Source organism: Brevibacillus sp. AG, assembly GCF_028369215.1.
In the GTDB taxonomy this organism is placed as follows: domain Bacteria; phylum Bacillota; class Bacilli; order Brevibacillales; family Brevibacillaceae; genus Brevibacillus; species Brevibacillus porteri.
This window is the reverse complement of record NZ_JAQMYO010000002.1, coordinates 243,713-265,280: the sequence shown is the minus strand read 5'-3', so window position 1 is coordinate 265,280 and position 21,568 is coordinate 243,713. Positions and strand designations below refer to the sequence as shown.

At 46.3% G+C, this 21,568-nt stretch carries 23 protein-coding genes and 1 pseudogene; 8 read left to right on the top strand and 16 right to left on the bottom strand.

From position 1 onward, the window contains the following. Window positions 1-3: 3 nt before the first annotated feature. The 3 genes from POF51_RS06240 to POF51_RS06230 form a co-directional block, all read right to left on the bottom strand. Window positions 4-1,377, bottom strand: a complete 1,374-nt coding sequence (locus POF51_RS06240) for a hypothetical protein (RefSeq protein WP_069849668.1) — start codon at window positions 1,375-1,377, stop codon at window positions 4-6. A gap of 190 nt (window positions 1,378-1,567) precedes the next feature. Next, entirely contained in the window at window positions 1,568-1,843 is a 276-nt protein-coding gene (locus POF51_RS06235) for a hypothetical protein (RefSeq protein ID WP_069849670.1), read from the bottom strand. Between the two features lie 10 nt (window positions 1,844-1,853). Beyond that, window positions 1,854-2,180 carry a YlaH-like family protein gene (locus tag POF51_RS06230; protein ID WP_017249598.1) on the bottom strand — a complete coding sequence of 109 codons (327 nt, stop codon included), beginning with the start codon at window positions 2,178-2,180 and terminating at the stop codon, window positions 1,854-1,856. A 231-nt stretch (window positions 2,181-2,411) separates the two neighbouring features. On the opposite strand from POF51_RS06230, the gene POF51_RS06225 reads away from it, so the two are divergent. Continuing rightward, entirely contained in the window at window positions 2,412-2,885 is a 474-nt protein-coding gene (locus tag POF51_RS06225) for a glutathione peroxidase (protein WP_271754457.1), read from the top strand. Window positions 2,886-2,952: 67 nt separating this feature from the next. Here POF51_RS06225 and typA read toward each other — a convergent pair whose 3' ends face one another. Beyond that, window positions 2,953-4,794 carry a translational GTPase TypA gene (gene typA, locus POF51_RS06220; protein WP_017249600.1) on the bottom strand — a complete coding sequence of 614 codons (1,842 nt, stop codon included), beginning with the start codon at window positions 4,792-4,794 and terminating at the stop codon, window positions 2,953-2,955. A 139-nt stretch (window positions 4,795-4,933) separates the two neighbouring features. Between typA and POF51_RS06215 the strand changes: the two genes are divergently transcribed. Continuing rightward, the gene (locus POF51_RS06215) at window positions 4,934-5,545 is read left to right on the top strand and encodes a YhcN/YlaJ family sporulation lipoprotein (RefSeq protein ID WP_069849674.1); all 612 of its coding nucleotides are present in this window, start codon (window positions 4,934-4,936) and stop codon (window positions 5,543-5,545) included. Between the two features lie 79 nt (window positions 5,546-5,624). On the opposite strand, the gene speD is transcribed toward POF51_RS06215, so the two are convergent. Then, window positions 5,625-6,026, bottom strand: coding sequence for an adenosylmethionine decarboxylase (speD, locus tag POF51_RS06210; RefSeq protein ID WP_007723244.1), 402 nt, complete (start codon window positions 6,024-6,026; stop codon window positions 5,625-5,627). Window positions 6,027-6,358: 332 nt separating this feature from the next. Between speD and POF51_RS06205 the strand changes: the two genes are divergently transcribed. Further along, complete coding sequence (locus POF51_RS06205) at window positions 6,359-6,853, top strand: GNAT family N-acetyltransferase (protein WP_069849676.1); 495 nt, start codon at window positions 6,359-6,361, stop codon at window positions 6,851-6,853. 111 nt (window positions 6,854-6,964) lie between these two features. Here POF51_RS06205 and POF51_RS06200 read toward each other — a convergent pair whose 3' ends face one another. The 3 genes from POF51_RS06200 to POF51_RS06190 form a co-directional block, all read right to left on the bottom strand. Then, entirely contained in the window at window positions 6,965-7,561 is a 597-nt protein-coding gene (locus tag POF51_RS06200) for a hypothetical protein (protein ID WP_069849678.1), read from the bottom strand. 346 nt (window positions 7,562-7,907) lie between these two features. Continuing rightward, window positions 7,908-8,414 (bottom strand): DUF4446 family protein, encoded by a 507-nt coding sequence (locus tag POF51_RS06195; RefSeq protein ID WP_069849680.1) that lies wholly within the window; start codon window positions 8,412-8,414, stop codon window positions 7,908-7,910. Window positions 8,415-8,641: 227 nt separating this feature from the next. After that, window positions 8,642-9,241, bottom strand: a complete 600-nt coding sequence (locus POF51_RS06190; protein WP_017249605.1) for a hypothetical protein — start codon at window positions 9,239-9,241, stop codon at window positions 8,642-8,644. A gap of 231 nt (window positions 9,242-9,472) precedes the next feature. Between POF51_RS06190 and POF51_RS06185 the strand changes: the two genes are divergently transcribed. Continuing rightward, complete coding sequence (locus POF51_RS06185) at window positions 9,473-10,108, top strand: YktB family protein (RefSeq protein ID WP_271754447.1); 636 nt, start codon at window positions 9,473-9,475, stop codon at window positions 10,106-10,108. A gap of 84 nt (window positions 10,109-10,192) precedes the next feature. Here the strand turns inward: POF51_RS06185 and POF51_RS06180 are convergent, their stop codons facing one another. Then, on the bottom strand, window positions 10,193-11,152 hold the full coding sequence (locus POF51_RS06180; protein ID WP_271754445.1) for an NAD(P)H-dependent flavin oxidoreductase: 960 nt from the start codon (window positions 11,150-11,152) through the stop codon (window positions 10,193-10,195). A 166-nt stretch (window positions 11,153-11,318) separates the two neighbouring features. Here POF51_RS06180 and POF51_RS06175 point away from each other — a divergent pair, with 166 nt between their 5' ends. Together POF51_RS06175 and POF51_RS06170 are read left to right on the top strand one after the other, a co-directional pair. After that, the gene (locus POF51_RS06175; protein WP_069849688.1) at window positions 11,319-12,791 is read left to right on the top strand and encodes an aminotransferase class I/II-fold pyridoxal phosphate-dependent enzyme; all 1,473 of its coding nucleotides are present in this window, start codon (window positions 11,319-11,321) and stop codon (window positions 12,789-12,791) included. A gap of 120 nt (window positions 12,792-12,911) precedes the next feature. Then, on the top strand, window positions 12,912-14,849 hold the full coding sequence (locus POF51_RS06170; protein ID WP_271754441.1) for a dihydroorotate dehydrogenase: 1,938 nt from the start codon (window positions 12,912-12,914) through the stop codon (window positions 14,847-14,849). 69 nt (window positions 14,850-14,918) lie between these two features. On the opposite strand, the gene POF51_RS06165 is transcribed toward POF51_RS06170, so the two are convergent. The 5 genes from POF51_RS06165 to POF51_RS06145 form a co-directional block, all read right to left on the bottom strand. Next, the gene (locus tag POF51_RS06165; protein WP_271754439.1) at window positions 14,919-16,805 is read right to left on the bottom strand and encodes a hypothetical protein; all 1,887 of its coding nucleotides are present in this window, start codon (window positions 16,803-16,805) and stop codon (window positions 14,919-14,921) included. 102 nt (window positions 16,806-16,907) lie between these two features. Beyond that, on the bottom strand, window positions 16,908-17,033 hold the full coding sequence (locus POF51_RS06160) for a GapA-binding peptide SR1P (protein ID WP_007723214.1): 126 nt from the start codon (window positions 17,031-17,033) through the stop codon (window positions 16,908-16,910). 134 nt (window positions 17,034-17,167) lie between these two features. Beyond that, window positions 17,168-17,959 (bottom strand): alpha/beta hydrolase, encoded by a 792-nt coding sequence (locus POF51_RS06155; RefSeq protein WP_069853130.1) that lies wholly within the window; start codon window positions 17,957-17,959, stop codon window positions 17,168-17,170. A gap of 108 nt (window positions 17,960-18,067) precedes the next feature. Then, window positions 18,068-18,367 carry a DUF3055 domain-containing protein gene (locus POF51_RS06150; RefSeq protein WP_015892160.1) on the bottom strand — a complete coding sequence of 100 codons (300 nt, stop codon included), beginning with the start codon at window positions 18,365-18,367 and terminating at the stop codon, window positions 18,068-18,070. A gap of 78 nt (window positions 18,368-18,445) precedes the next feature. Continuing rightward, on the bottom strand, window positions 18,446-18,994 hold the full coding sequence (locus POF51_RS06145) for a MarR family winged helix-turn-helix transcriptional regulator (protein ID WP_007723208.1): 549 nt from the start codon (window positions 18,992-18,994) through the stop codon (window positions 18,446-18,448). Window positions 18,995-19,174: 180 nt separating this feature from the next. Here POF51_RS06145 and POF51_RS06140 point away from each other — a divergent pair, with 180 nt between their 5' ends. Both POF51_RS06140 and POF51_RS06135 read left to right on the top strand, forming a co-directional pair. Further along, a complete protein-coding gene (locus POF51_RS06140) occupies window positions 19,175-19,603 on the top strand; it encodes a DUF1885 family protein (RefSeq protein ID WP_017249614.1) in 429 nt (142 codons plus the stop codon). A 112-nt stretch (window positions 19,604-19,715) separates the two neighbouring features. Then, a pseudogene (locus tag POF51_RS06135) lies at window positions 19,716-20,353 on the top strand (glycoside hydrolase family 73 protein). A 112-nt stretch (window positions 20,354-20,465) separates the two neighbouring features. On the opposite strand, the gene POF51_RS06130 reads toward POF51_RS06135, so the two are convergent. Both POF51_RS06130 and POF51_RS06125 read right to left on the bottom strand, forming a co-directional pair. Next, a complete protein-coding gene (locus POF51_RS06130; RefSeq protein WP_017249616.1) occupies window positions 20,466-20,828 on the bottom strand; it encodes a DUF4912 domain-containing protein in 363 nt (120 codons plus the stop codon). A 112-nt stretch (window positions 20,829-20,940) separates the two neighbouring features. Continuing rightward, complete coding sequence (locus tag POF51_RS06125) at window positions 20,941-21,540, bottom strand: hypothetical protein (protein ID WP_069851222.1); 600 nt, start codon at window positions 21,538-21,540, stop codon at window positions 20,941-20,943. Between the last annotated feature and the right edge of the window lie 28 nt (window positions 21,541-21,568).

The following is a 21,568-nucleotide window of genomic DNA, read 5'->3' as shown; positions in this document are numbered from 1 at the left end:
AGACTAGTCTCTGTCGTCGTCATGATCATCATCGTCATCATGATGTTTGTCGTGCTTTTTCCAATAGCCATACGCGTTGCCGTTGGGATGCTTATCTTTCTGCTTCCCTTTTTCTTTTTTCTTTTTGTCATCATCATCGTCTTTATCCTCATCTGTTGGCTTCACAGGCTCGACAATGACTTTTGTGCTTAATGCAACGTCAGCTTTCTTAACCAGCTTATCATCTTCATACAATGCGAATTGAATTGTTTTGGCACTAAAGGAATGATTCTTGTACGACAATGTCAGCGAAAACTCGCCTTTGTCATTTGGCTTAATCTCTTTTTTCTTCCCGTCAGGAGCGATCACATACAATTCAGTGTCGTCCTTTTTATTCCAGCCGCTTACTGTCCCCTTCACTTGAATGGACTTGGCGGCAGGATTGTTTACAGCAGTCGCCTTAATGGCATATACGGTCGCTTGATCCTTGTCAGGAGCGTTAACGATTTCTACCTGAACGGATTCGGAATCAACCTTCTTGCCATCCTCGTAAATCTCGATCAAGGCTTTTTGATCTTTTGCTGCTTGTACATCCTTTACTGAGACTGTGAAGCTGCCTACGCCGTCCCACAGCTTCTTCACGTTTGCGTCTTTTTTCACGCCATTATAGGTGACAGTTACTTTGTCTGCCCCTTGCTTGACAATTCCTTTTACTTTTAATTCCTTTTTCTTCGCATCCAATACAGACATAGTATGGATGATCATTTCCTTATCTTCTTCTGCTTTTGGTACGATCTTTACTTTCTCGCTATCAACCAGCTTGCTGCCTTCATAGGCACTCACAGTTACATACGGTTCATAGGATGCATCTGGAGCTTCAAAGCTGACCGTAAAAGAGTGCTCCTTGGTCGGAACGACTTCAATAATGTCGGAATTCGGCTTTTTCACAACCACCTTGGTGACATCCGAAGTCACAATCCCCTTTATGTACACCTTGTTATTTTCAGTCTTGGCATTTACGCTCACGATTTCTTCATCATTGTCTGTCAAGCGCACTTCCAGCCAAATATCGCTGTAGTACTCGTTGTAAATACGCTCCCACTCCGCTTTGTTTTCTTCCATATAGGTTTGCAGTTTCGTATTCAAGTTGATTTCTTCTACAATGATGTACAAGTGATCCGCTTGATTCTTCAAGAGCATGTTCAACGTGGTTGGATCATTTTGGGCAAGTTCTTTCAGATTGTAGCGCGTTACTTGTTTCCCTTCGTCATTCATGACTACCTTTGTGGCACTTGGACTAGCAATCGAGCTTGCATCGGCAAAAATTGGCGTCAAACAGCCAAGAATACCTGCAGCTGTCACCACTGCTAATACGGGCTTGGTCATGTACTTTTTCAATGGTAGTTCCCCCTTCTAGTCTGGCAAAATCCCCCTGGTTGCTTGGGGCATGAATATTGACGGGAAATCATTTTCAAAAGTTGCATCCTCCAAGAAACCGCGTCTTATTACCTACAAAAAGTGCTCGATACAAAAAAACTCCACCCAACTTCCGAATCATTTCGGCAAGTGGAGGGGAGTCTTTGTCCCTTTAGTTGCAGTTGTACTTGGGTTCGCCTTCAATCGCGGCCAATAAAGCTTCGACCGATTCAGCAGGGTATCGCACTTCCAAGGCTTGAGATTCAGCGTTTCCAAAGAGCACGTACCAGTTGCCTTCCTGACGATAGCCGATATCGCTCATTTGATGATCCTCTTGCAGCAATTGCAAGAAAAAAGCAGCTGTATCCAAAGCAGAGCGGTCTTCTGGTCGCGCATCGGCAACCACTTGAATTTGGAGCCAGTTAAAAAGTGCATCTTCACGCTTCACACGGTTCTCCTCACTTTCGCCCAGTTTGCTCCGGCTTGATCCGTACCTTAACAATCACGAGAATCGCAATCGCTACGAACATTGCACTTTTCACAGGAAGCTGCACATCCAAAATAGCGAAAATGAGAGCTCCAGCAAACAAAAGGATGTACAAGAGCACGTTTTTCAAAATAGGCATACGGATACGGGTAGCAAAGCCAAGATAATAGACGATAATTAATTCCACAAACAAAATCCAAGCCCGATATTTATCAGCCCATATGCGAAAGCTGTCATATGCGGTGAGCTGATCTGGATTCGTTGGCACATAGGTTGATGCGATTTGTATCCAGTCCATCACTTATCTCTCCTGTCTTCAAGCGGTGAAACTCCTACCGCTTCACATGCCACCTCATAGGCGGAATGAAACGAATAGTCACTCCTTTTTTCTTAGGAAAACGCTATCTTTCTTACTTTATCAGGTGGTGGATTCTGTGTCAAAAAACGGTAGGCTCTTCCATGTTGCTGGCATGAATTTCGCCGTACATGCTATGATGAAGATATGTCAGTAGAAAAAGGTGGGAATAAGATGAGCTTGTATGATATTGCCGTCAAAACCATTTCCGGTGAAGAAAAGACGTTAGCCGCCTTCAAAGGGCATGTCCTGCTAATCGTGAACGTCGCCAGCCAATGCGGCCTTACTCCTCAATACAAAGGGCTACAGAAGCTGTATGAGCGTTATCAGGATAAAGGTCTTGTTGTTCTCGGCTTCCCTTGCAACCAGTTCGCTGGACAAGAGCCAGGAACAGAAGAAGAAATCGCAACGTTCTGCGATCGAAATTACGGCGTGACGTTCCCGCTGTTTGCAAAGATCGATGTCAATGGTCCTGATACTCACCCGTTGTATCAGTACTTGAAGGAACATGCCCCGAGCGAAGAAAATCCAGATATCGAATGGAACTTCGCCAAATTCCTCGTGGATAAAGACGGTCAGGTTGTAAAACGCATCAGTGCTCGTACTCAACCTGAAGAGCTCATCTCTGATATTGAAAGTCTGTTGTAAGGACAGCCCAAACAAAAACGCCACTTCATCCCAAACAGGATAAAGTGGCGTTCTTTTCTTTTCTATCTTACGCTTGCGGTTGTGCTTCATAGCGTCTTTGCTTCTCATAGCGCTCACGATCTGATTTGTTCAGATATTTTTTGCGCAGACGAACGGATTGAGGTGTTACTTCGCACAGCTCATCGTCGTTCAGATATTCCAATGCCTCTTCCAAAGACAACATGCGAGGAGCCTTCATTTTGACAGTCTCATCCTTGGTCGCAGAACGTACGTTGGTCGCATGCTTTTCTTTACATACGTTAACAACAAGATCGTTGTCACGGTTATGCTCGCCCACGATCATGCCCTCGTATACTTCTGTACCTGGGTGAATGAACATCGTTCCGCGATCCTCTACGGACATCAAGCCGTACGTGGTAGCTGTTCCTGTCTCGTGGGAAATAAGTACCCCTGCGTGACGTCCTCCTACCGCTCCTGGTACAAGTGGACGATAGCTGTCAAAAGAGTGGTTGAGAATACCGTAACCGCGTGTAATCGTCAAGAACTCTGTACGATATCCGATCAAACCACGGGATGGAATAATGAATTCCAGACGAACTTGTCCGAAGCCGTTGTTGATCATGTTAACCATCTCGGCTTTACGTTGACCCAATGTCTCCATAACCGGCCCTGTGTATTCCTCAGGTACATCAATGATCAACAGCTCAGCCGGTTCCATTTTTTGTCCATCGATCATACGAATGATAACCTCAGGCTTGGACACACCCAGTTCAAAGCCTTCACGACGCATGTTCTCTACCAAGATGGACAAGTGTAATTCACCACGTCCAGAAACCACATACGCATCTGGCGAATCTGTTTCATCTACACGCAGAGATACATCTGTCTCCAACTCAGACATCAGACGATCACGCAGCTTGCGGGAAGTCACGTGCTTACCTTCGCGACCAGCAAACGGGCTGTTGTTCACGAGGAATGTCATTTGCAGGGTAGGCTCGTCAATTTTCAAGAGTGGCAATGCCTCAGGATGATCAACGTGGCAAACCGTTTCCCCTACGTTAATATCATCAATACCAGAAATCGCTACGATATCTCCCGCTCTTGCTGTTTTTTGCTCAACACGTTGCAGACCGGAGAAACCGAACAGCTTTTGAATCCGCGCTTTTTTCACTTCGCCTTCGCGCGTAGTCACGGATACCATTTCATTCAAATTCATAGTACCGCGATAGATGCGGCCAATCCCGATACGACCCAAAAAGTCGTTGTAATCCAGCATGGTTACTTGCATTTGGAGCGGAGCAGATTCGTCTGCGTCAGGAGCAGGCATATGCTCTACGATGGTGTCAAACAGTGGGCGAAGGTCGCCTTCCAGCTTATCTGGCTCAAGTCCTGCAATCCCTTGCAGACCGGAAGCATATACGATTGGGAATTCCAGCTGGTCTTCCGTCGCATCCAGATCAATGAACAGGTCGTACACTTCGTTGATAACTTCTTGAGGACGTGCATTGTCGCGGTCTACTTTGTTCACGACAACGATAGGGGTAACTTTTGCTTCCAGCGCTTTTTTCAATACAAAGCGTGTTTGTGGCATACAGCCTTCGAAGGCGTCGACGATCAACAGAACGCCATCCACCATGCTCATGATACGCTCAACCTCGCCACCGAAGTCAGCATGGCCTGGTGTATCCAAGATGTTAATCGTGAAATCATTGTATTTGACAGAAGTGGTTTTCGCCAGGATCGTAATTCCACGCTCGCGCTCCAGGTCGTTAGAGTCCATCATTCTCTCTTCTACCTGTTGGTTCGAGCGGAATGTGCCCGATTGGATCAAAAGTTTGTCAACCAGCGTGGTTTTTCCGTGGTCAACGTGGGCAATAATTGCAATGTTGCGTATGTCAAGACGCTTCATGTGAACCTCCTCTATTATGCATACCTTCCATATTAACAGGTAGTGAAACGCGGCACAATGGGCAGTTTTTTACGGGAGCCACTTCCAGAGTAAGGGACTTTATTTTCGTCATACTAAGAAAAACGGAGGTGGCATACGTATGAAACGGTACGGCCCGAAATATTTGGTTGGCTTGCTTATGATCGCAACCATGATGACTGGATGCGCAAGCTCGAACAGCCATCCCAAAAATCAAACGCACACACAAAGTACCACCTATCAGCAAGCCCCAGGTGCACGGACAAGCCTCGCTCATGATTATCATGCCTACACTGGCGGAATCAATGCCCGCAATTATCGAAACGGATATACGGTAAATGGTTTTAATCAGGATTTAGCTGAACAGCTCACCACAGTCGCAGATGATGTGCCTGGTGTGGAACGTGCTACTGTTCTCGTGAGCGGCACAGATGCCGTTATCGGAATTCGTGTTCGGAAAAATTTTGGCCCTGAGCAAACGCGTATAATTGAACAGCAAGTCCACTCAGCCGTTCGTTCACGTGTTCCCAACTTCTCGATCCAAGTAGCCTCCGACGCAGGGACATTTGACCGGATTCGTGCCATCCATGCAGATATTTATGAAGAAGCGACGCATCGGACCAATCAAGTCGATGTGAGACCCGACATGAAAAGCCAGATCTCCAATACATCCACGGAATTTCGTTCTCTGCTCCACGATATTGGCCGCAGAATTCCTACTGTCACTCCATGATGACAAATAGGAATCGAAGCTCCATATAAAAGAGGTGCGGAATGAGCCCGCACCTCTTGAAAACTTTTCCATTTGTTACTTACTTTGCCGCTTCAACCAGCTTCATTTCTGGCTCAACAACTTGCAGTTCACCCAAACCACGAACTAATTTCTTCGCGTAAGTTTTTTCCGGCTTCAGCACGGATACCAAGTAGTCGATGGCGATTTGCGGATCAACGGTTTCCCCACACGTGTAGCAATCCAGAGCAGCAAAGCCGCGCTCAGGATACGTGTGAATGGACAGGTGGCTTTCCGAGAGAAGAACCAGTACGGTAGCACCCTGAGGAGAAAACTGCTTCGCTTGCACACTCAGTACCGTAGCACCGCATGCCTCAGCAGCCTCAATCATTTCCTTTTTCAAAAATTCTGCGTCGTTCAACAAATCAAACTGAACTCCCCATGTGTCAACAGCAACGTGTCTTCCGAAAGTCGAATATTCCATCTTTCGGTTCCCCCTTCCTAACGAGTGTAATGTTAAACATCGCTAGGACCTGCGTCATTCACTAACGGGGGCGGTTTCCGTTGTTATCCACCCTTTAAAGTGAATCCTGGTTCCTAATCCTGTTTCCAACGAAAACAACAATACCATGCATCGGCCTAGTTTGACAATACCCTTTTTCAAGATTAAACAAGAACTATAAAAATAAATTGATCAAACGCTCGACAGAATGAAGGCGCCCCCTTGCTACAAGCCGCTCTCGTTGACATCAAACAGGTAAGATTCTAAACTTTTCGAGAAAGGAAAACGAACAAGAATGGAGAGAATCGGAACACATGATCACTATCCGCAATGCCAAAGCAGAAGATTTGCCAGCACTGATCGCCATCGAGCAGCTTTGCTTTTCACCAGAAGAGGCTGCGACACAGGAAGCATTTGAGAAACGCATTCGATTGATTCCAGACAGTTTTTTTGTAGCGGAAGAGGATGGCGTTATTGCGGGGTTGGTGAATGGACCCGTTATCGAAACCCCCTTCATTACGGATGATTTGTTTCAAACGATTAAAGAAAATCCGGCATCGGGCGGGCATCAAACCATCCTAGGACTAGCGGTTTCTCCCGCTTTTCAAAAACGAGGCATTGCTTCCATGCTCCTCACACACCTGGAAGCATCAGCAAGAGTGGCCGGTCGTGAGACGATCACGCTGACGTGTAAGGAAAATTTGATTGGCTACTATGAAAGTCATGGATACTTCAACAACGGTGTTTCCAGCTCAGATCATGCTGGAGCTATTTGGTACAATATGAGCAAACCATTACAATTGCGCTAAGTGAAGGGCAAAAAAGCAAAAGCGGGCACCTCTGGTCAGGAGGAAACCCGCTTTTTGTTATTCGCTGTGTGATCACATACATAAAAAAGGGCGCCTCAGGCACCCTTTTTTCTAAACTTCTAATTCAAATAGACGTCGCGATAACGTTGCTAATCGAACATCAATTGCTGGAAGTTTTTCCGGGGCAGTTCTCTTTGCCCAATTACGCAAATCCAGCCATCGGTCCGTTTCTTGACGTAAGGACTCAATCTCCTGCTCGCTGCCATCCTGCTGGAACAAAGCCTCTAGCTCATTGGCCATATGCAGAGAGTTATTTTCAAAGATGGACACTTCTTCGTCTCCGGTTAGCTCCTGAATACTCACAACCGATCCTTGATCGTAGTGATACACCATAGTGAAGCCGTCATAAATCCGGTGGACAATTCCATAGCCTCGGAACGCTTTCATTGCTTTTCTCATGGCATTTGCCAGCTGCCTATCTCGGATCAGATACGAGCTGTCGCATGAGTAGCGGCTGCCAACCCGACAGAAACTCAATTGAATTTCGCCGTTCTTGTCATTCAGGATTACGTCACGATCGCCATTGTCACACACTTTGACTTGGACTGAAATGTGTTCATTGGTGAAAAGCGAAACGAACTGGTTCAGCTCTTCTTCATTCACCGTGAAATAGGCCTTGGCGTAATTAGTTGCTAAACGCTGTGCCATAAATATCTCCTCAATTCTTTTGGTTTGCATGGGCCGAATACGACCGAACAGTTATCCAAATCAGAGGAGATACGCTAAGTGTCAACAAAAGAACGCTGTAGAACCTGGCCTTGCCCCGCGAATCGAAAATCGATTTGGGTAATGAAGGCGGATCACCTACTTTTTGTTTTTCGCAAAAAAGCCATTTTTGACATCTTTATTATACCTCAGGTACCTTCAAAAGTCTTGAGCAAAATGACGATGAATTTTAGCAAAAAACCGGAATATCCGCAATCAGACGCAGGGAAATGAAAAGAACTCCCTGATTCATTCATATGCTTACTGTTTCATTGAAATTCAGAGGGACTTATATCCCTGCAGTTGAGGTCATCGCTTTTTTGATCGCAGCCTGTTCTTCTTCAGACAAATGGTAGCTCGATGTCCCTTGCTCAAGCGGCTTGGCGTACACGCGAGATTCTTCTCGTCCAAAAATGCTGGTGATCACGACACCGTTCCCAGCGTCATCTGTTACCGCCAGCGAAAAGCTAAGATCACTGCCGACATCCCCGAAGGCATTGTAACGGATAATCGCTACTTTGCCACATTGCGCTGCCATTCGCTGTGACAGACGATTGATGGCAAACTGCTGATCGCTATGCTGCTTTTTCATTTCCTCTACCTGATCCAGCAGTCTGTGCAAGCCTTCCTCGAGATTGGCTCCTCCCGTCCCTGTCATGATCCGGTTGATTGATTTCCTCAATCGACTAATCCGGACAGACTGCATAATCACGATCCATAACAGGATCAGTGTCAATGCGATGACGGCTAAAAGCAGGATCGCTACATTGGGGATTTGTGATAGGAATGCTTCCAAAACTTTTCTTCCTTTCCGGCGCGTGCGTAAATATGCTGTCAAAAACCTTCTTTATTGTACAACCGCCAGGCCTCCCATTCAAACAAGTCTTTCATAAAAACAACAATTACTAAATAAGCGACGTTCACACCAAAAAAAGCGACACCCTCATTTGTTTGAGATGTCGCTTTTTCATTCCGTATTAGTTTGTGTCAAACTCATCGTCCTTTGGCTATCCTCCAGTCTGCCTACGCTTCCAAAAGCAACATTTCCCGACGGAGCTGTTTTAATCGCTCTGTGGACTGTTTCATTTGACTTTGATCTTTGGCTTGCATTGCGTCATACAACGTCGCCAGTTCATAATCCAACTCCAGACGCAGCACCGGGATGCGTTCTTCCGAGTCACGTCGTTTCATCGCGGCAATTACCTGATCCATCGTTACATTACAAAATTTTTCATAGATCACTTTTTTCTCAGCTCCTTTTAATTCCACTATTCTGATAACTTCTCCGTACTGGATTTGCTTTAGCAAGACGCACTCTTCAAAAGTGACCTTGATCATGGCATGCCCTTTTGCCCGCTCTACGAAGTGGTAAAGTACAAGTGCCACCCGCGAATCATTGACAGGAATGCCGGTAATGTGCAGCTTATAGGACCCGTTTAAACGCTGCATTTTCCAGTCGGATCGGCCATCTGTGGTGTTCACGAGGAGGTGAAACTGCTCGGGAGATTCTTTCCACGTGACGCTCACCCCTGCTTCCACCAGGGCCTGCACCATCGCGTGCAATGTTTTGCGGTCAAACCAAACTGCCAAATGAAAATACTCCAACTCCATGCCGAGATTCATCTTCTACAGGCCCCTCCCGTTGACAGAATACTCAGATATCAAAATAACCGCAAGGGAGTGAGTGGTATATCATATTATTCAGGCTTTGGTTTTGCTATTCATAAAACTCGGCATGTATTTTTTTCCTGGATGGTATGATATCATATGGAGGATTCCAAGCTCCCTTGACGGGGACGATCGCCCTTTTCTTTCCAGTGGGGTTCGATGATGCTTAAAAGAGGTGTTTGTTACATGCTAACGTTTCCAGGCTTTCGTCAAGAAGATTTTGATGTTTTTGCCATTGATGGACTGGATGCTCGGATGGACGCGATCAAAACCAATATCCGTCCTAAATTCGAAGTACTCAGCCAACATTTTGCGCCTTTTCTCTCTGTAGCAACCGGAGATGAAATGTTTACTCACATAGCAAAGCATGCACGCCGTACGGTGAACCCACCAGCTGATACGTGGGTTGCCTGGGCTAATGATAAACGCGGTTACAAAAAACATCCGCACTTTCAAATCGGCTTGTGGGGAACACATTTGTTTGTTTGGTACGCGGTAATTTACGAGTCTCCTTCCAAAGAGATCATCAGTCATGCGTTTAATAAGCGTCTAGATGAGGTCATCGCGATGGTTCCGGAGCATTTTCACTGGTCTCCAGATCATATGCAACCAGCAAGCACTTCTCAAAAAGAGCTGGGCACTTCTGGCGTGAAAAAGCTGGTGGACAGGCTGGCACAGGTAAAAAAAGCGGAGTTGCTCTGTGGAATTACCATTGACCGTCATGATCCAATCCTAGCAGACGGAGAAGCATTGGTGAGTCGTCTCGAAGAAACATTTGGCGTGTTGAGTAAGCTCTATACCTTAGGAAATTCTCGTGGATAGACCGCCTCCCGCTTTCTTTAGTTAAGTTATATGCAAAAGAACAGGTCCGCTTTCATTTGAAAAACGCAGGCCTGTTCTTTTGTTTTAGGAAAAAGACCGCAGTCGATCCAACGACTTGTTCACATCGCTAAACAAGCGGTCAAACAATTGCTGGACACTTGGTACATCATCAATCAATCCAATAACCTGACCTGCCCAACCAAAGCCACACTGGCTGTCGCCCTCATAAATAAATGTGCAATTGTTCTCTCCACTGATGAAGCTCTTTAACTGCTCGTAGCCTGCCCCTTCTTTTTCCAATTGGAGAATATGATCAGAGCCGGGTGTACGAACGACCCTGGCAGGTGTCCCCAGTGTGCGCTTGATAACTGCGGTATCATGCTCGGTTCCAGCAACCAACGCCTCTTTGTAGGCAGAATGCGCATGGACACATTCTTGCGTCGCAATAAATCGCGTCCCCATCTCCACACCTTCTGCACCAAGTGAAAGCGCTGCCAAAATCCCCCGACCATCGCCGATACCACCACTAGCCAATACCGGAATTTTCACAGAATCCACCACACGCGGAATTAAAACGAACGTCCCAATATCATCTCGTCCCAGATGCCCCCCACCTTCTTGACCAACAGCCATCACAGCATCCGCGCCAATCGATTCTGCTTTTTGTGCTTGACGGGCAGACGCAACCAAAACAAGCTTTTTGATGGGATGACCATCCAGTCTGCGCAGCAGCGGCTCTGGATTGCCTCCTGTTACCGAAACAGCTGCCACTTTTTCTTCAATCGCCACATCCAGCATTGCTTCATACGGCCGACCGTGTTGACCAATTGCATAATTCACACCAAATGGTTTATCCGTCAATGCACGGACCTTGCGAATCTCCTCCCGCAGTGCTTCCGCCGATGGCAAGGACATAGCCGTAATTTGACCGAGTCCCCCGGCATTTGACACAGCCGCAGCCAAGTCTGCGTAAGCCAAATAAGCCAAGCCACCTTGAACTACCGGATATGTAATTTGAAGTAGCTCCGTTACTCTCGTTTTCATCCAATTATCACCCCGTGTAAATGACCTTCTCGGCTTACAGGCCAAACTCCTGCCACCACTCGTAAACATGAATAAAAATTCGCTTGCTTTCCCCCCCTATTTTGCTATACTCAATTTGTTTGTTTTTCCCCTTATTATTCTTGATTAGTAAAGTGAGGCGATCGTAGTGAGACAAATGAAAACTCCTTTGTTCAGCGGGTTGTTGGAGCACGCCAACCGGAACCCGATTCAATTTCACATTCCGGGCCATAAGAAGGGTATGGGTATGCATCCGGCATTTCGCGAGTTCATCGGGGACAACGCTCTTTCGATAGACCTCATCAACATTGCGCCATTGGATGACTTGCATCACCCAAAGGCAATGATTAAAGAAGCACAAGATTTGGCAGCCGAGGCATTCGGCGCTGACCATACATTTTTTTCCGTGCAAGGTACAAGCGGCGCCATCATGGCGATGATTATGGCGACATGCAGTCCTGGCGACAAAATTATCGTACCGCGCAACGTACACAAATCGATTATGTCGGCGGTTATTTTCGCTGGAGCAATCCCAATCTTTATTCACCCTGCAATGGACGAGCGTCTGGGTATTTCTCACGGGATCACAGTGAAGGCTGTGCAAAAAGCACTGGAAGCCCATCCTGATGCTGCTGCCCTGTTGGTGATTAACCCAACGTACTTCGGTATTGCAGGTGACCTGCGTGAGATCGTGCGGGCTGCGCATAACTATGAAATTCCGGTATTGGTAGACGAGGCTCATGGTGTGCATATTCATTTTCATGAGGAACTGCCGATTTCGGCCATGCAAGCAGGTGCCGACATGGCAGCAACCAGCGTACACAAATTGGGTGGCTCTTTGACCCAAACATCGATCTTGAATGTACGGGAAGGCCTCGTTGATGTCGATCGGGTGAAAACGGTCATGAGTATGCTCACGACGACTTCGACTTCTTACATCTTCCTCGCGTCGTTAGACATGGCGCGTCAGCATTTAGCCCTCAACGGGAAAATGCTCGCGGACCAAGCGATGGAACTGGCAGCAAAAGCACGCGATATGATTAACGAAATCCCGCGCATCTACTGCGTTGGCAAAGAGATTCTTGGAAAGCCTGCGACTTTTGCGATGGACCCAACCAAGCTCCTCATCCACGTACGCGATCTCGGAATCACTGGATGGGAAGTCGAGAACTGGCTACGTGACAAGTACAACATTGAAGTAGAGATGAGCGATTTGTACAACATCCTCTGCTTCGTTACTGCGGGCGATACGGAAGAATCCATCCGCACGCTGGTAAATGGATTGCGTGATCTGTCCGTTGAATTTTCGCACGTACAAGCAGAAGAGAAGCCGACCATCTCACTGCCGAATATCCCTGTGCTTTCCACCACCCCTCGAGAAGCATTCTATGCAGAAACAGAGACGATTCCGTTGGCGGAAGCAGCAGGTCGAGTCATCACTGAGTTCATCATGGTCTATCCTCCAGGTATCCCGATCTTCCTTCCTGGGGAGGTAATCACCGAGGAAAATATCGCGTACATTCAGGAAAACATCCGAGTCGGATTACCCGTACAAGGTCCTGAAGATGAGACATTGAAAACGATCAAAGTCGTAAAAAGACAAACCGCCATTTCTGGCTAAAGCGATCCGAACCAAAAAACGCTGCCTCTTTCACGAGAGAGCAGCTTTTTTTATTTTTTATACAAACACTTTAAGATAAGATGGAATTGGGAAAAATCAGGAAAGGTGGGCTATGCTGCCATGCCAGACTGGTCGTATCAAACGATGTTTCGGCCACTTCTCTTTCTCATGCCACCCGAACGGGCCCGTTCTATTACCTTGAAGTCAATCGGCACTTTGGCAAAAATTCCGGGTGGTCCGTACATCATCGAATGGATGGGACATATGGAGCCTCCCTCACAGCTCTCCAAAACAATTGGTCCAGTCACGTTCCCTACTCCAGTCGGGTTGGGTGCCGGATTGGACACGGAATGCATCGCCATTCAGGCGCTGTCCAAATTCGGCTTCGGGTTTCTAGAGCTGGGACCTGTGTCCAAAGAACCGATTGATTCTGACGGCACCGTTCAACGTGACATTGCCGCGATGAATATCCACTATTCCAGTCCATTGGAAAATAATGGTATATATGCCCTTGAGAGGCGCCTGGAGGTGGCTTCTGGCATCCAAATTCCTATCGGAGTCAGATTGGCCTGCCGACCAGAAGCCGGCCTGAGAGAAGCCACAGAAGAGCTTCAGGAGCTGATCGCCAGATTGGAGCGTTTTTGTTCATTTTTCACAATAGATACGCGGGCGAATATGGGACAACCAGAATGGAGCCATACAGCGTGGAAGGAACATTTCTCCTGTTTGCGTTACAAGACGGATATGCCACTCTTGCTGGCGATCCCACCGAGTCTTACAGAAGCGGAAGCACTCCCGATTCTTACCTCGGCAAAAGAAGCAGGACTCAACGGCTTCGTTGTCGCTGGAGGCACGATTCAGGAAAATTCACCATGCGCGAACAACTCTGTTTACATCACAGGGAGGAGTTCACACGAGCAAGCCGTCAAATTTGTCTCCTGGGCACGGGAACAGTGGTCAGATGCCCTTATCATTGGATCAGGTGGTATTCTGGAGCCACAAAATGCTCTGACTCTTCTGGCAGCGGGTGCCAATTTTGTGCAGTTGCACAGTGGTTTGGTCTATTCTGGCCCTGGCTTGCCAAAACGAATTAACGAAGCCATCTTGCAAACACAACCAGACACTAACCCTCCTCAAGAAAAGCGACCTGCTTTTTTATTTCCTTCTTGGATATGGGGACTCTTGTTGGGCGTGGGCATGATTATCGGTGGGGCACTTGCTTGGCTAGTCGCCGCAACAACCGTCGTCCTCCCCTACGACGAACGCTTTCTCGGGATGTCAGCCGACCAGCTTGCACTCTTAAATGCGCAAATCCTCTCTTTTATGTCACACGATCGGATTAGTCTGGCAGGAACGATGATATCCATCGGAATTTTGTATAGTCAACTGGCTTACCATGGCCTACGCAAAGACATTCACTGGACGCGAACCATCTTGCTCGTCTCCGGTGCTGTTGGATTTTCCAGCTTCTTTTTATTTATTGGATACGGGTACTTCGATTACTTGCACGCGATTTTAGCGCTCGTGTTGTTCCCCATGTTTTTGCTCGCATTACGAACACCTGCAAAGGTTCATTTGACTCGCCTACCGCCTCAGCTTCACAATGATCAGGATTGGCGAATGGCTCTATGGGGACAATTGCTCTTTGTCATCATCGGATTTGGTTTGACAGGGGCTGGTATCATCATTTCGATCATCGGCGTCACAGGTGTCTTCGTTCCTTCCGACCTCGTCTTTCTCTGTGTGTCAGCTGATACCATGCAGTCTTACAATGAGCGATTAATTCCGGTGATTGCTCATGACCGTGCTGGCTTTGGCGGAGCCTTAGTTTCGAATGGCCTGGCTGTCTTACTGATTAGCCTTTGGGGTATCAGGCGAGGAGAAGCGTGGATTTGGTGGACATTGTTTTTAGCAGGCATTCCAGGCTTTATTTCTGGCATAGGCATACATTTTACTGTTGGCTATGTCGATTTTATTCATCTCTTGCCTGCTTATGTCGCAGTCATTTTATTTTTCGTAGCACTTGTACTTTTGAAGCCATATTTATGCCGGACATAAAAGAAAACAGACGAAAGAATTCCTTTCGTCTGTTTTTCTTTATAAAAGCCTGACTACTATTGTGCAGAATCAGTCTTCGTCATCTTCGTCATCATCATTGCCTGGAGCGAATGCCACCGTGTATACATATGGGTCTTTATCACGCTCATCGACCCAGACAACGCGATTTCCACCGATGCGGGCATTTTCCATCTCCGCATCATCATCCCACTCAATATTGCTATAGGAATCCTCTTCGAAATCATACAGCTCATAGTAGAATTCCTTGCTTTTTGCGGACAGACGATTGTCTTCATACAAAATCATATTGCGTGAAGCCTGTGGATTTTTCTGGTCACCATCCATATAACGTAGCAACGGATTGACTCTTTGACGGTCGATGTTGTAATAGTACAAATCCCAACCGGTTTTGGAATTGCCTGTATCTTCGCTCCAAACAACGAAGTTATCGCCGATTTCTGCTTTCTCTACTTTTACATTATCGCGGATTTCTGTCTCGTCATCTTCTTCGATATCGTAGAGTACGATGCTTGCACTCTTTGAGCCTTCTTCCACTACCCAGGTAGCGTAGTTTTTGTAAATATCAACACTTAATGGTTCATTTCTCACCGTCGTAACTTCCGTATGCTTTCCAGTCGTTAGATCTGTGATGATCACTTCTGTTTTGCCATCGATATTTACCCATAACAGACGCTCTCCCTCAATCTCATAAAGCTTCTCACTCGGTTTTTGATCATCATCTTCATGTGTAATCTGCTTTTGAGTGTCTTTACGAATATCGTAGGAGAAGAGTGCATCTTCATGCTCGTCATACCAGACAACATAACGCGAGCTTACAACAGGGCGAACAGAATCATGTTCTGGATTACTGATGACTTTACTTTTTTTATTTTCGACATCGTAGAAAACGATCGTATTATTTTTTTTAGACTCGGTTACGTACGCTACATAACGATCATGAGCACTTGGCTCCTTTGGTTTCCCGCCTGCATTACCTATCGGAACTAATTCCTTTTCGTCCAGGTCATACAGGTGGAGTTGGAGCTTTTTGTTGCTATCTTTTTTCGCGAATAAGATGAAATCGCCATAAATTTTCGGTCCGGTCTCACCGTACAGATTGCTTGCGATCTTTTTACCAGACGTTTTGCCAAGCTCACGATATTTCAAGTCATTATTGTCAGAATAGACATAATCCTCTTGATACAAATGTACATTTTGCTGTTCGTTTGCATCATCAGTCAATTCCTTAATTCTACCGTTACTGATGGAATAGGAATAGAGGTCGCCAGCCGATTGATGCTCATACACGATTTGATTGGAGAAAATGCTTGGACGCCCTTGATCCCCTTTAGCAGTAACGGCAGCCTTTTCCTGCTTTGCTTTGATGTCATAGTAATAAATGTCATCATTGCCATTACGATCATCTTCCCAAGCAACATAACCACTGCTTACCACCGGGTTGCTTGCTTTTCCACTCTCTGATACGATCTCTGTATCTCCAGTAGAAATTTTATGTAGATAAACATCGCCGTTTTCTGTCCAAACAACATTTTTATCGGCAATCTCCAAGCCATCGACCGAAGCAGAACCACTTGTCAAACGGATTTCTTTTTCTTTCACAATGTCATACAAATAGACATCTGAACCGCCATCTCGGGAATCAATCCATACGACGTAATCTCCATCGACCTTTGGATTCGTCTTTTCTGATTCCTTGTCACCTATTTCGCTCTGGTTACCTTTATCAAGGTTGTAGAGTGTTACTCTTTGCCCACCTTCAACCATCCATACCGCATATTTTTTTGATATATCATATCCTGCTGAGGATATTGATGGCTGGCTACCGTCTATTTTTTCTTCATCACCAATACTGTAAGCAAGCGCTGGTGTCCCGCTCCACAGAGATGTGACCAAAAGTGCAGCGGCCAGCATTCCCTGTATCGGTTTTCGCTTCATGACACAATTCCTCCTTTTGCAGCGATTTTCACACTTCTCCATTATCCTCCATGCGGAAAAGGTTGTCAAAAAAACAGGCCTCAACATAGGCCTGTTGACTATTTATTCTTTTTCCTGTCTTTCACCAGGTCGGCAGTCACAGTTGCACACCGCATAAAGCGTTTTCACTGAATTACATTCAAAATGCTCGATGATGGTTCCGCAAGTCTGACATACGATAGTTCCCATCTATGTCCCCTCCGCATTCAATTGATTCACATATTACTACAAATATTATGTTACATTCATCTTAATATGCCACTTCATTCGGAGTCAAGATGCATTTGTTGATAATTAGTATGTCACATTAATTCGGAATATTGTCATTCAACCAGATTCAACCAGTTCACGATTTTTTGCAAGACTTCTTCCTTTTCAGGCTCATTCAAAATTTCGTGCCGCAAGCCCGCGAATCGTTCAAAAGTCTGTCTATCTGGAAGGCCCGCTGTAAACTGCTCCACTGCATCCGCATCAACCAATGTATCAGCACCAGCCTGCAAAACAAGGACAGGATGCTTGATTTGGTTTCTTTCCTCCCACGCCTTTTCCATAGAGCGGTTCAATTCCGTAAACCATCTGACACTTACCTTGGAATAATTGAGCGGATCGTTCTGATAAGCAGCCTGAACAGCTTCGTCACGCGATACCATGTCGGGAGTGATTCCATTAGGCATGACAAGTGTTGGCCAGACCCGATCGAGAAACTGTGCCAATTGCTCCTTCCACGCCGGTACAGTCAGTTTCAGTTTCAAGCATGGAGATGTGAGAATTAACCCTGCCAACTCTTTACTCCGCTCATCCGTCTGAATAAAGCGAGTCGCGATGAGACCACCCAGACTATGCCCCATTAAAAATACAGGCTTCTCTCCTGACGCATCGGCAAGCGCGGTACTCGTCCACTCCCGTACACGGGACAAATAGTCTTCGAATGATTGAATATGCCCCCGTCTCCCAGGAGAGCGCCCCCATCCCGGCAAATCTTCCGCATATACGTCCCAGCCTGCCTGATTGAAATAAGCCGCTACATGCTCATAGCGCCCATGATGCTCTCCCGTTCCATGGACGAGAACAATCGCTCCCAGAGAATCTTTGGCCGACCATTTATGTACACCCATTCCCACTGTTCCTCCTACTGCTTGATTTCTTTCGATTATACTAAAAAACGGAAGGCCGTATTTTACTGAAAAACCAAAACGAGCAGAAGATAAACTTCTGCTCGTTACCTAATACTGATTTTCTTCAAATGGAATGGATGGTAAATGCTCCTGGAAAAACTCAGCAAGCGCGACTGCCTCGTTCTCTGAATCCAGTCTGAAAATTTTTTGCAGGTATCCTGGATTCACCGCATCTTCAGAACTGAGAAGAGTCGATTGCCCTGTCTGCATACAGATCACCAACGGCTTCCCATAAAACTTGTGTGTAAATACCATGCCAAAGTCGTAGCGAGTTCCCTCTGAAATAAAACCGAGGAAACGTACATTAGCGTTCTCCGAAACGTCGTATAAGTGGTCGTAGTGCTCCATCAGCAATCCCTCCTCAACAGTATTTTGGCCTCCGAATTTCGTGAAATATTCGGATTATTAACTAGTATAAGCGAAAAATCACGTTTTTGCCACCCAAACAGCATCATTTACCAGACGCGTCGGGTTAATGACCCTGTCTTCCCCTTCTTGAATCCATCTCACTTTTTCTGCACCATGCAACGATTGCGCGACAAAGGAGAGACATTCAAAGAACAATTCAACTACTGCTGTACTGTATCGTTCCTCCATTTTCTCCAATGCATACGTCAATCTAAAAATATCTGGTACACTTCTTCGACTGGCTTCTAATACTTCTTTTCCTTTTTCAGTCGGGTATACGTGAACTACACGCCCATCCAACTCCGACTTTTCGATGGTCACCATGCCTTTCTCCATTAATTTCTTGATATGAATGACAATCGATGAGGGATGCCAGAAGGTCCAATCTGCAATTTGCGTGACGCGTACACCTTCATAACAGTAGATGATCCAGAGAATGTTTAACTGTACGGAGGAATCCAATTCAGCTTCCTTCGCTGCCCGCTCCCAGTCTTCTTTGTTCACCACATCGATGGCGCGCATGGTGTTTAAAGCTTCGAATACGTGTCTAATTGAGGCCTCCTGCATGCGTATATTCCTCCATGATCCTTTATCGTTCATCTAACGGCATATAAATATGATATATATTTTACACTTTTCAGAAAAAACGCGCAATTGTTTTTGGTCGCCAACTGCCTCATTGCCAAAGAGTGGAAGACAATGCTACACTTAACGCACAGAATACCGGTACTAGGAGTGAGTGCAGTCGTGAAACTTCAATCGGCCTACATCTATTTCGTTGATGGTTCTACCGCAGCATCTGTAAGTATTGACGACGTGAAAGCCAAGTTTACGCGATACGTTGACATGACCTCAAAAACAGGAAAGCAGTTGGGCTGGACCTATGCTGACGCCGCTTTCCCTTACAACCTAGAAGAACGCCCTGAAGGAAAGGACTCGTGGTTCCTTCTCAAAGGAAAAGACCCAAACATGTACAAAGCCATCGTTGTTGGAGTCGGGAGCAAAAATGAAAACGGTTCCGAAAAGCACTACATACAGGTGTCCCTCCCTGAATCGGCCACGCATGGCGATAAAAACAAGGCGAATGAGTACTGTCGATACTTGGCACGTGATTATAAAGCAGAGCTCCATCTCTTCAATAATCGCATTCAATACTTCCAACCTCGAAAGCCATAAAGAAAAAACGGAGAAACAGTCGAGAAATCTCGACTGTTTTTTCATGTCCAGGCCTATTCCCCCTGACCTCTTTTTTTCATACGAATAACAAAGAGTGGAAAGGGGTCTGCTTATGGAGGCGCAAGCATTTGTTCAGTTGGTTGCTGACCACGCCAGAAAGTCTTATCTGAACCATCGTTTATTCCCCTCCATTATCATAGCGCAAGCCATACTCGAGTCAGGTTGGGGTAAAAAAGTACCTGTTGACCCTGCCACTGGGACATCCTCATACAATCTCTTTGGAATAAAGGGAACGGGACCTGCCGGCTCTGTCACCATCGAAAGCAAAGAGGTGGAAAACGGAAAAACGGTCACACGTACCTCCCAGTTCCGCGCTTATGAAAATTACCAGCAATCCATGGAAGACCATACCCAGTTTTTACGTAGGCCCGCATATAAAAACGTGCTGGCAGCCGCGACTCCCGCACAAGCCGCACAGGCTTTAGAAGAAGCCGGCTACGCTACCGACCCTGCGTACGCTGAAAAGCTGACGGGCCTCATTCAGACGTACAACTTGTCTCAGTACGATTCATTCACCTCAGAAGGGCCACAAACGTTTCCTCCCTGGAAATTGGAGCTGGGCAATCGCGCATTACTGGAGGGCTTGCTGACCTCGCCTGAATGGTTAAACAAGTTAGACGAACCAATGCCAGTATGGGCTGTTTTGCGGTTGCCCTGCGACTGCTGGACAGACAGCGAGAGAAGCCATGAGTCCATGAATAAAAAACAAAAGCCCCATTGCCACAAGTAAATCTCGTGGATAATGGGGCTGTTTCGTATAAAAATGCAGTTGCCTCAGTCGTACGTTGCTTGAGCACGTTGATCAAATCATTTGAGACCTGGACAGCGAATAAAACCTTCCGTCCACCATCCGAATTCCCAGATCGACGCAATATTCCAATCCTTGCGTCACTCCGTACAAAATCCATTCGGAAGAGAGGTGGTTGATATCAAAATCAGTGTAAAGGTCAGTGCCATCATTTCGGATCTCTTTGCGGTACGTCACATCAAAAAGGCGTAGGACAAAAGGCAGTTCAGCAAAAGGAATAGCAAACTTTCGCTCTATTTCTTGCTCGAACTCCTTCGTCATGCTCCACTCTGCCTGAATGGATTGCTCATCTTTCCAGGCAATGCGTATACTCGGGCCTTCTAGATCTGTGGACGATCGCGGGGGATTTGTCTCCATTCGCTCCCATCGTTCCTTTCTTTCATGTACTTGCTATTACCAAGTATATTGGCTTTTCCGTATATTATAGCACGGGGACATGCAAAGTGGAAACGCATCCAAGCCATAATTTTTAACGCCCAACTGTAAATGTATTTTCACCGACGGATACATAAGAAGTGAATTTCTCGGATTTCATTTGAACTTGTACTTTATAAGTGCCGTATGCTTCGAGTTTCGTAGATACAAAAGGCTCAGAAAAATAGAAGCTGTTTGCATTTTGTGTGGAGTATTTCCATTCCTTCCCTTTAGACACTTCTTTGCCGTCCGGTCCGATCAACACAAGTTGCATGCGCAAGTCTTTAGCTACAGGCGCGTCATCAACCTCTACGAACACGTTAAACGTACGAGGCACATTTTTGTCGCTGTATCCTTTGACAGGGTTGCTGAAAACGACATTTTTATTGCGGGTCTGCTGAATTCCTTCGACCACAATAATATTTACGTTTGGCTTAATCACTTGCAATTTGCCAGATTGCTGATCGTAATCGGCGAAACCACCGAGCTTGTTCACTATTGATTCTATCGATTCGGCCTTGGATGCTGGCATTTCACTCGCTACGGTTTCCGCACCGAAAAATACGCGCATTGCACCCTCTCCCAGCGCAGTAGTGCTCCCTACCCCTGCTGCTACAGTCAACGCCAACAAGGCCGATAACCATGCTTTTTTCATGTCAATAATCCTCCTGTATGTGTGCGCG

Bases quoted from the DNA above. Each gene is read 5' to 3' on its own strand.
- POF51_RS06165 (WP_271754439.1), bottom strand. From the start codon at position 16,805: ATGAAGCGAAAACCGATACAGGGAATGCTGGCCGCTGCACTTTTGGTC.
- POF51_RS06130 (WP_017249616.1), bottom strand. From the start codon at position 20,828: ATGGAGACAAATCCCCCGCGATCGTCCACAGATCTAGAAGGCCCGAGT.
- POF51_RS06190 (WP_017249605.1), bottom strand. From the start codon at position 9,241: ATGAATCTCGGCATGGAGTTGGAGTATTTTCATTTGGCAGTTTGGTTT.
- POF51_RS06230 (WP_017249598.1), bottom strand. From the start codon at position 2,180: ATGGACTGGATACAAATCGCATCAACCTATGTGCCAACGAATCCAGAT.
- POF51_RS06170 (WP_271754441.1), top strand. From the start codon at position 12,912: ATGCCAGACTGGTCGTATCAAACGATGTTTCGGCCACTTCTCTTTCTC.
- POF51_RS06150 (WP_015892160.1), bottom strand. From the start codon at position 18,367: ATGGAGCACTACGACCACTTATACGACGTTTCGGAGAACGCTAATGTA.
- POF51_RS06225 (WP_271754457.1), top strand. From the start codon at position 2,412: ATGAGCTTGTATGATATTGCCGTCAAAACCATTTCCGGTGAAGAAAAG.
- POF51_RS06180 (WP_271754445.1), bottom strand. From the start codon at position 11,152: ATGAAAACGAGAGTAACGGAGCTACTTCAAATTACATATCCGGTAGTT.
- POF51_RS06215 (WP_069849674.1), top strand. From the start codon at position 4,934: ATGAAACGGTACGGCCCGAAATATTTGGTTGGCTTGCTTATGATCGCA.
- POF51_RS06185 (WP_271754447.1), top strand. From the start codon at position 9,473: ATGCTAACGTTTCCAGGCTTTCGTCAAGAAGATTTTGATGTTTTTGCC.
- POF51_RS06155 (WP_069853130.1), bottom strand. From the start codon at position 17,959: ATGGGTGTACATAAATGGTCGGCCAAAGATTCTCTGGGAGCGATTGTT.
- POF51_RS06145 (WP_007723208.1), bottom strand. From the start codon at position 18,994: ATGCAGGAGGCCTCAATTAGACACGTATTCGAAGCTTTAAACACCATG.
- typA (WP_017249600.1), bottom strand. From the start codon at position 4,794: ATGAAGCGTCTTGACATACGCAACATTGCAATTATTGCCCACGTTGAC.
- POF51_RS06160 (WP_007723214.1), bottom strand. From the start codon at position 17,033: ATGGGAACTATCGTATGTCAGACTTGCGGAACCATCATCGAGCATTTT.
- POF51_RS06205 (WP_069849676.1), top strand. From the start codon at position 6,359: ATGATCACTATCCGCAATGCCAAAGCAGAAGATTTGCCAGCACTGATC.
- POF51_RS06200 (WP_069849678.1), bottom strand. From the start codon at position 7,561: ATGGCACAGCGTTTAGCAACTAATTACGCCAAGGCCTATTTCACGGTG.
- POF51_RS06125 (WP_069851222.1), bottom strand. From the start codon at position 21,540: ATGAAAAAAGCATGGTTATCGGCCTTGTTGGCGTTGACTGTAGCAGCA.
- speD (WP_007723244.1), bottom strand. From the start codon at position 6,026: ATGGAATATTCGACTTTCGGAAGACACGTTGCTGTTGACACATGGGGA.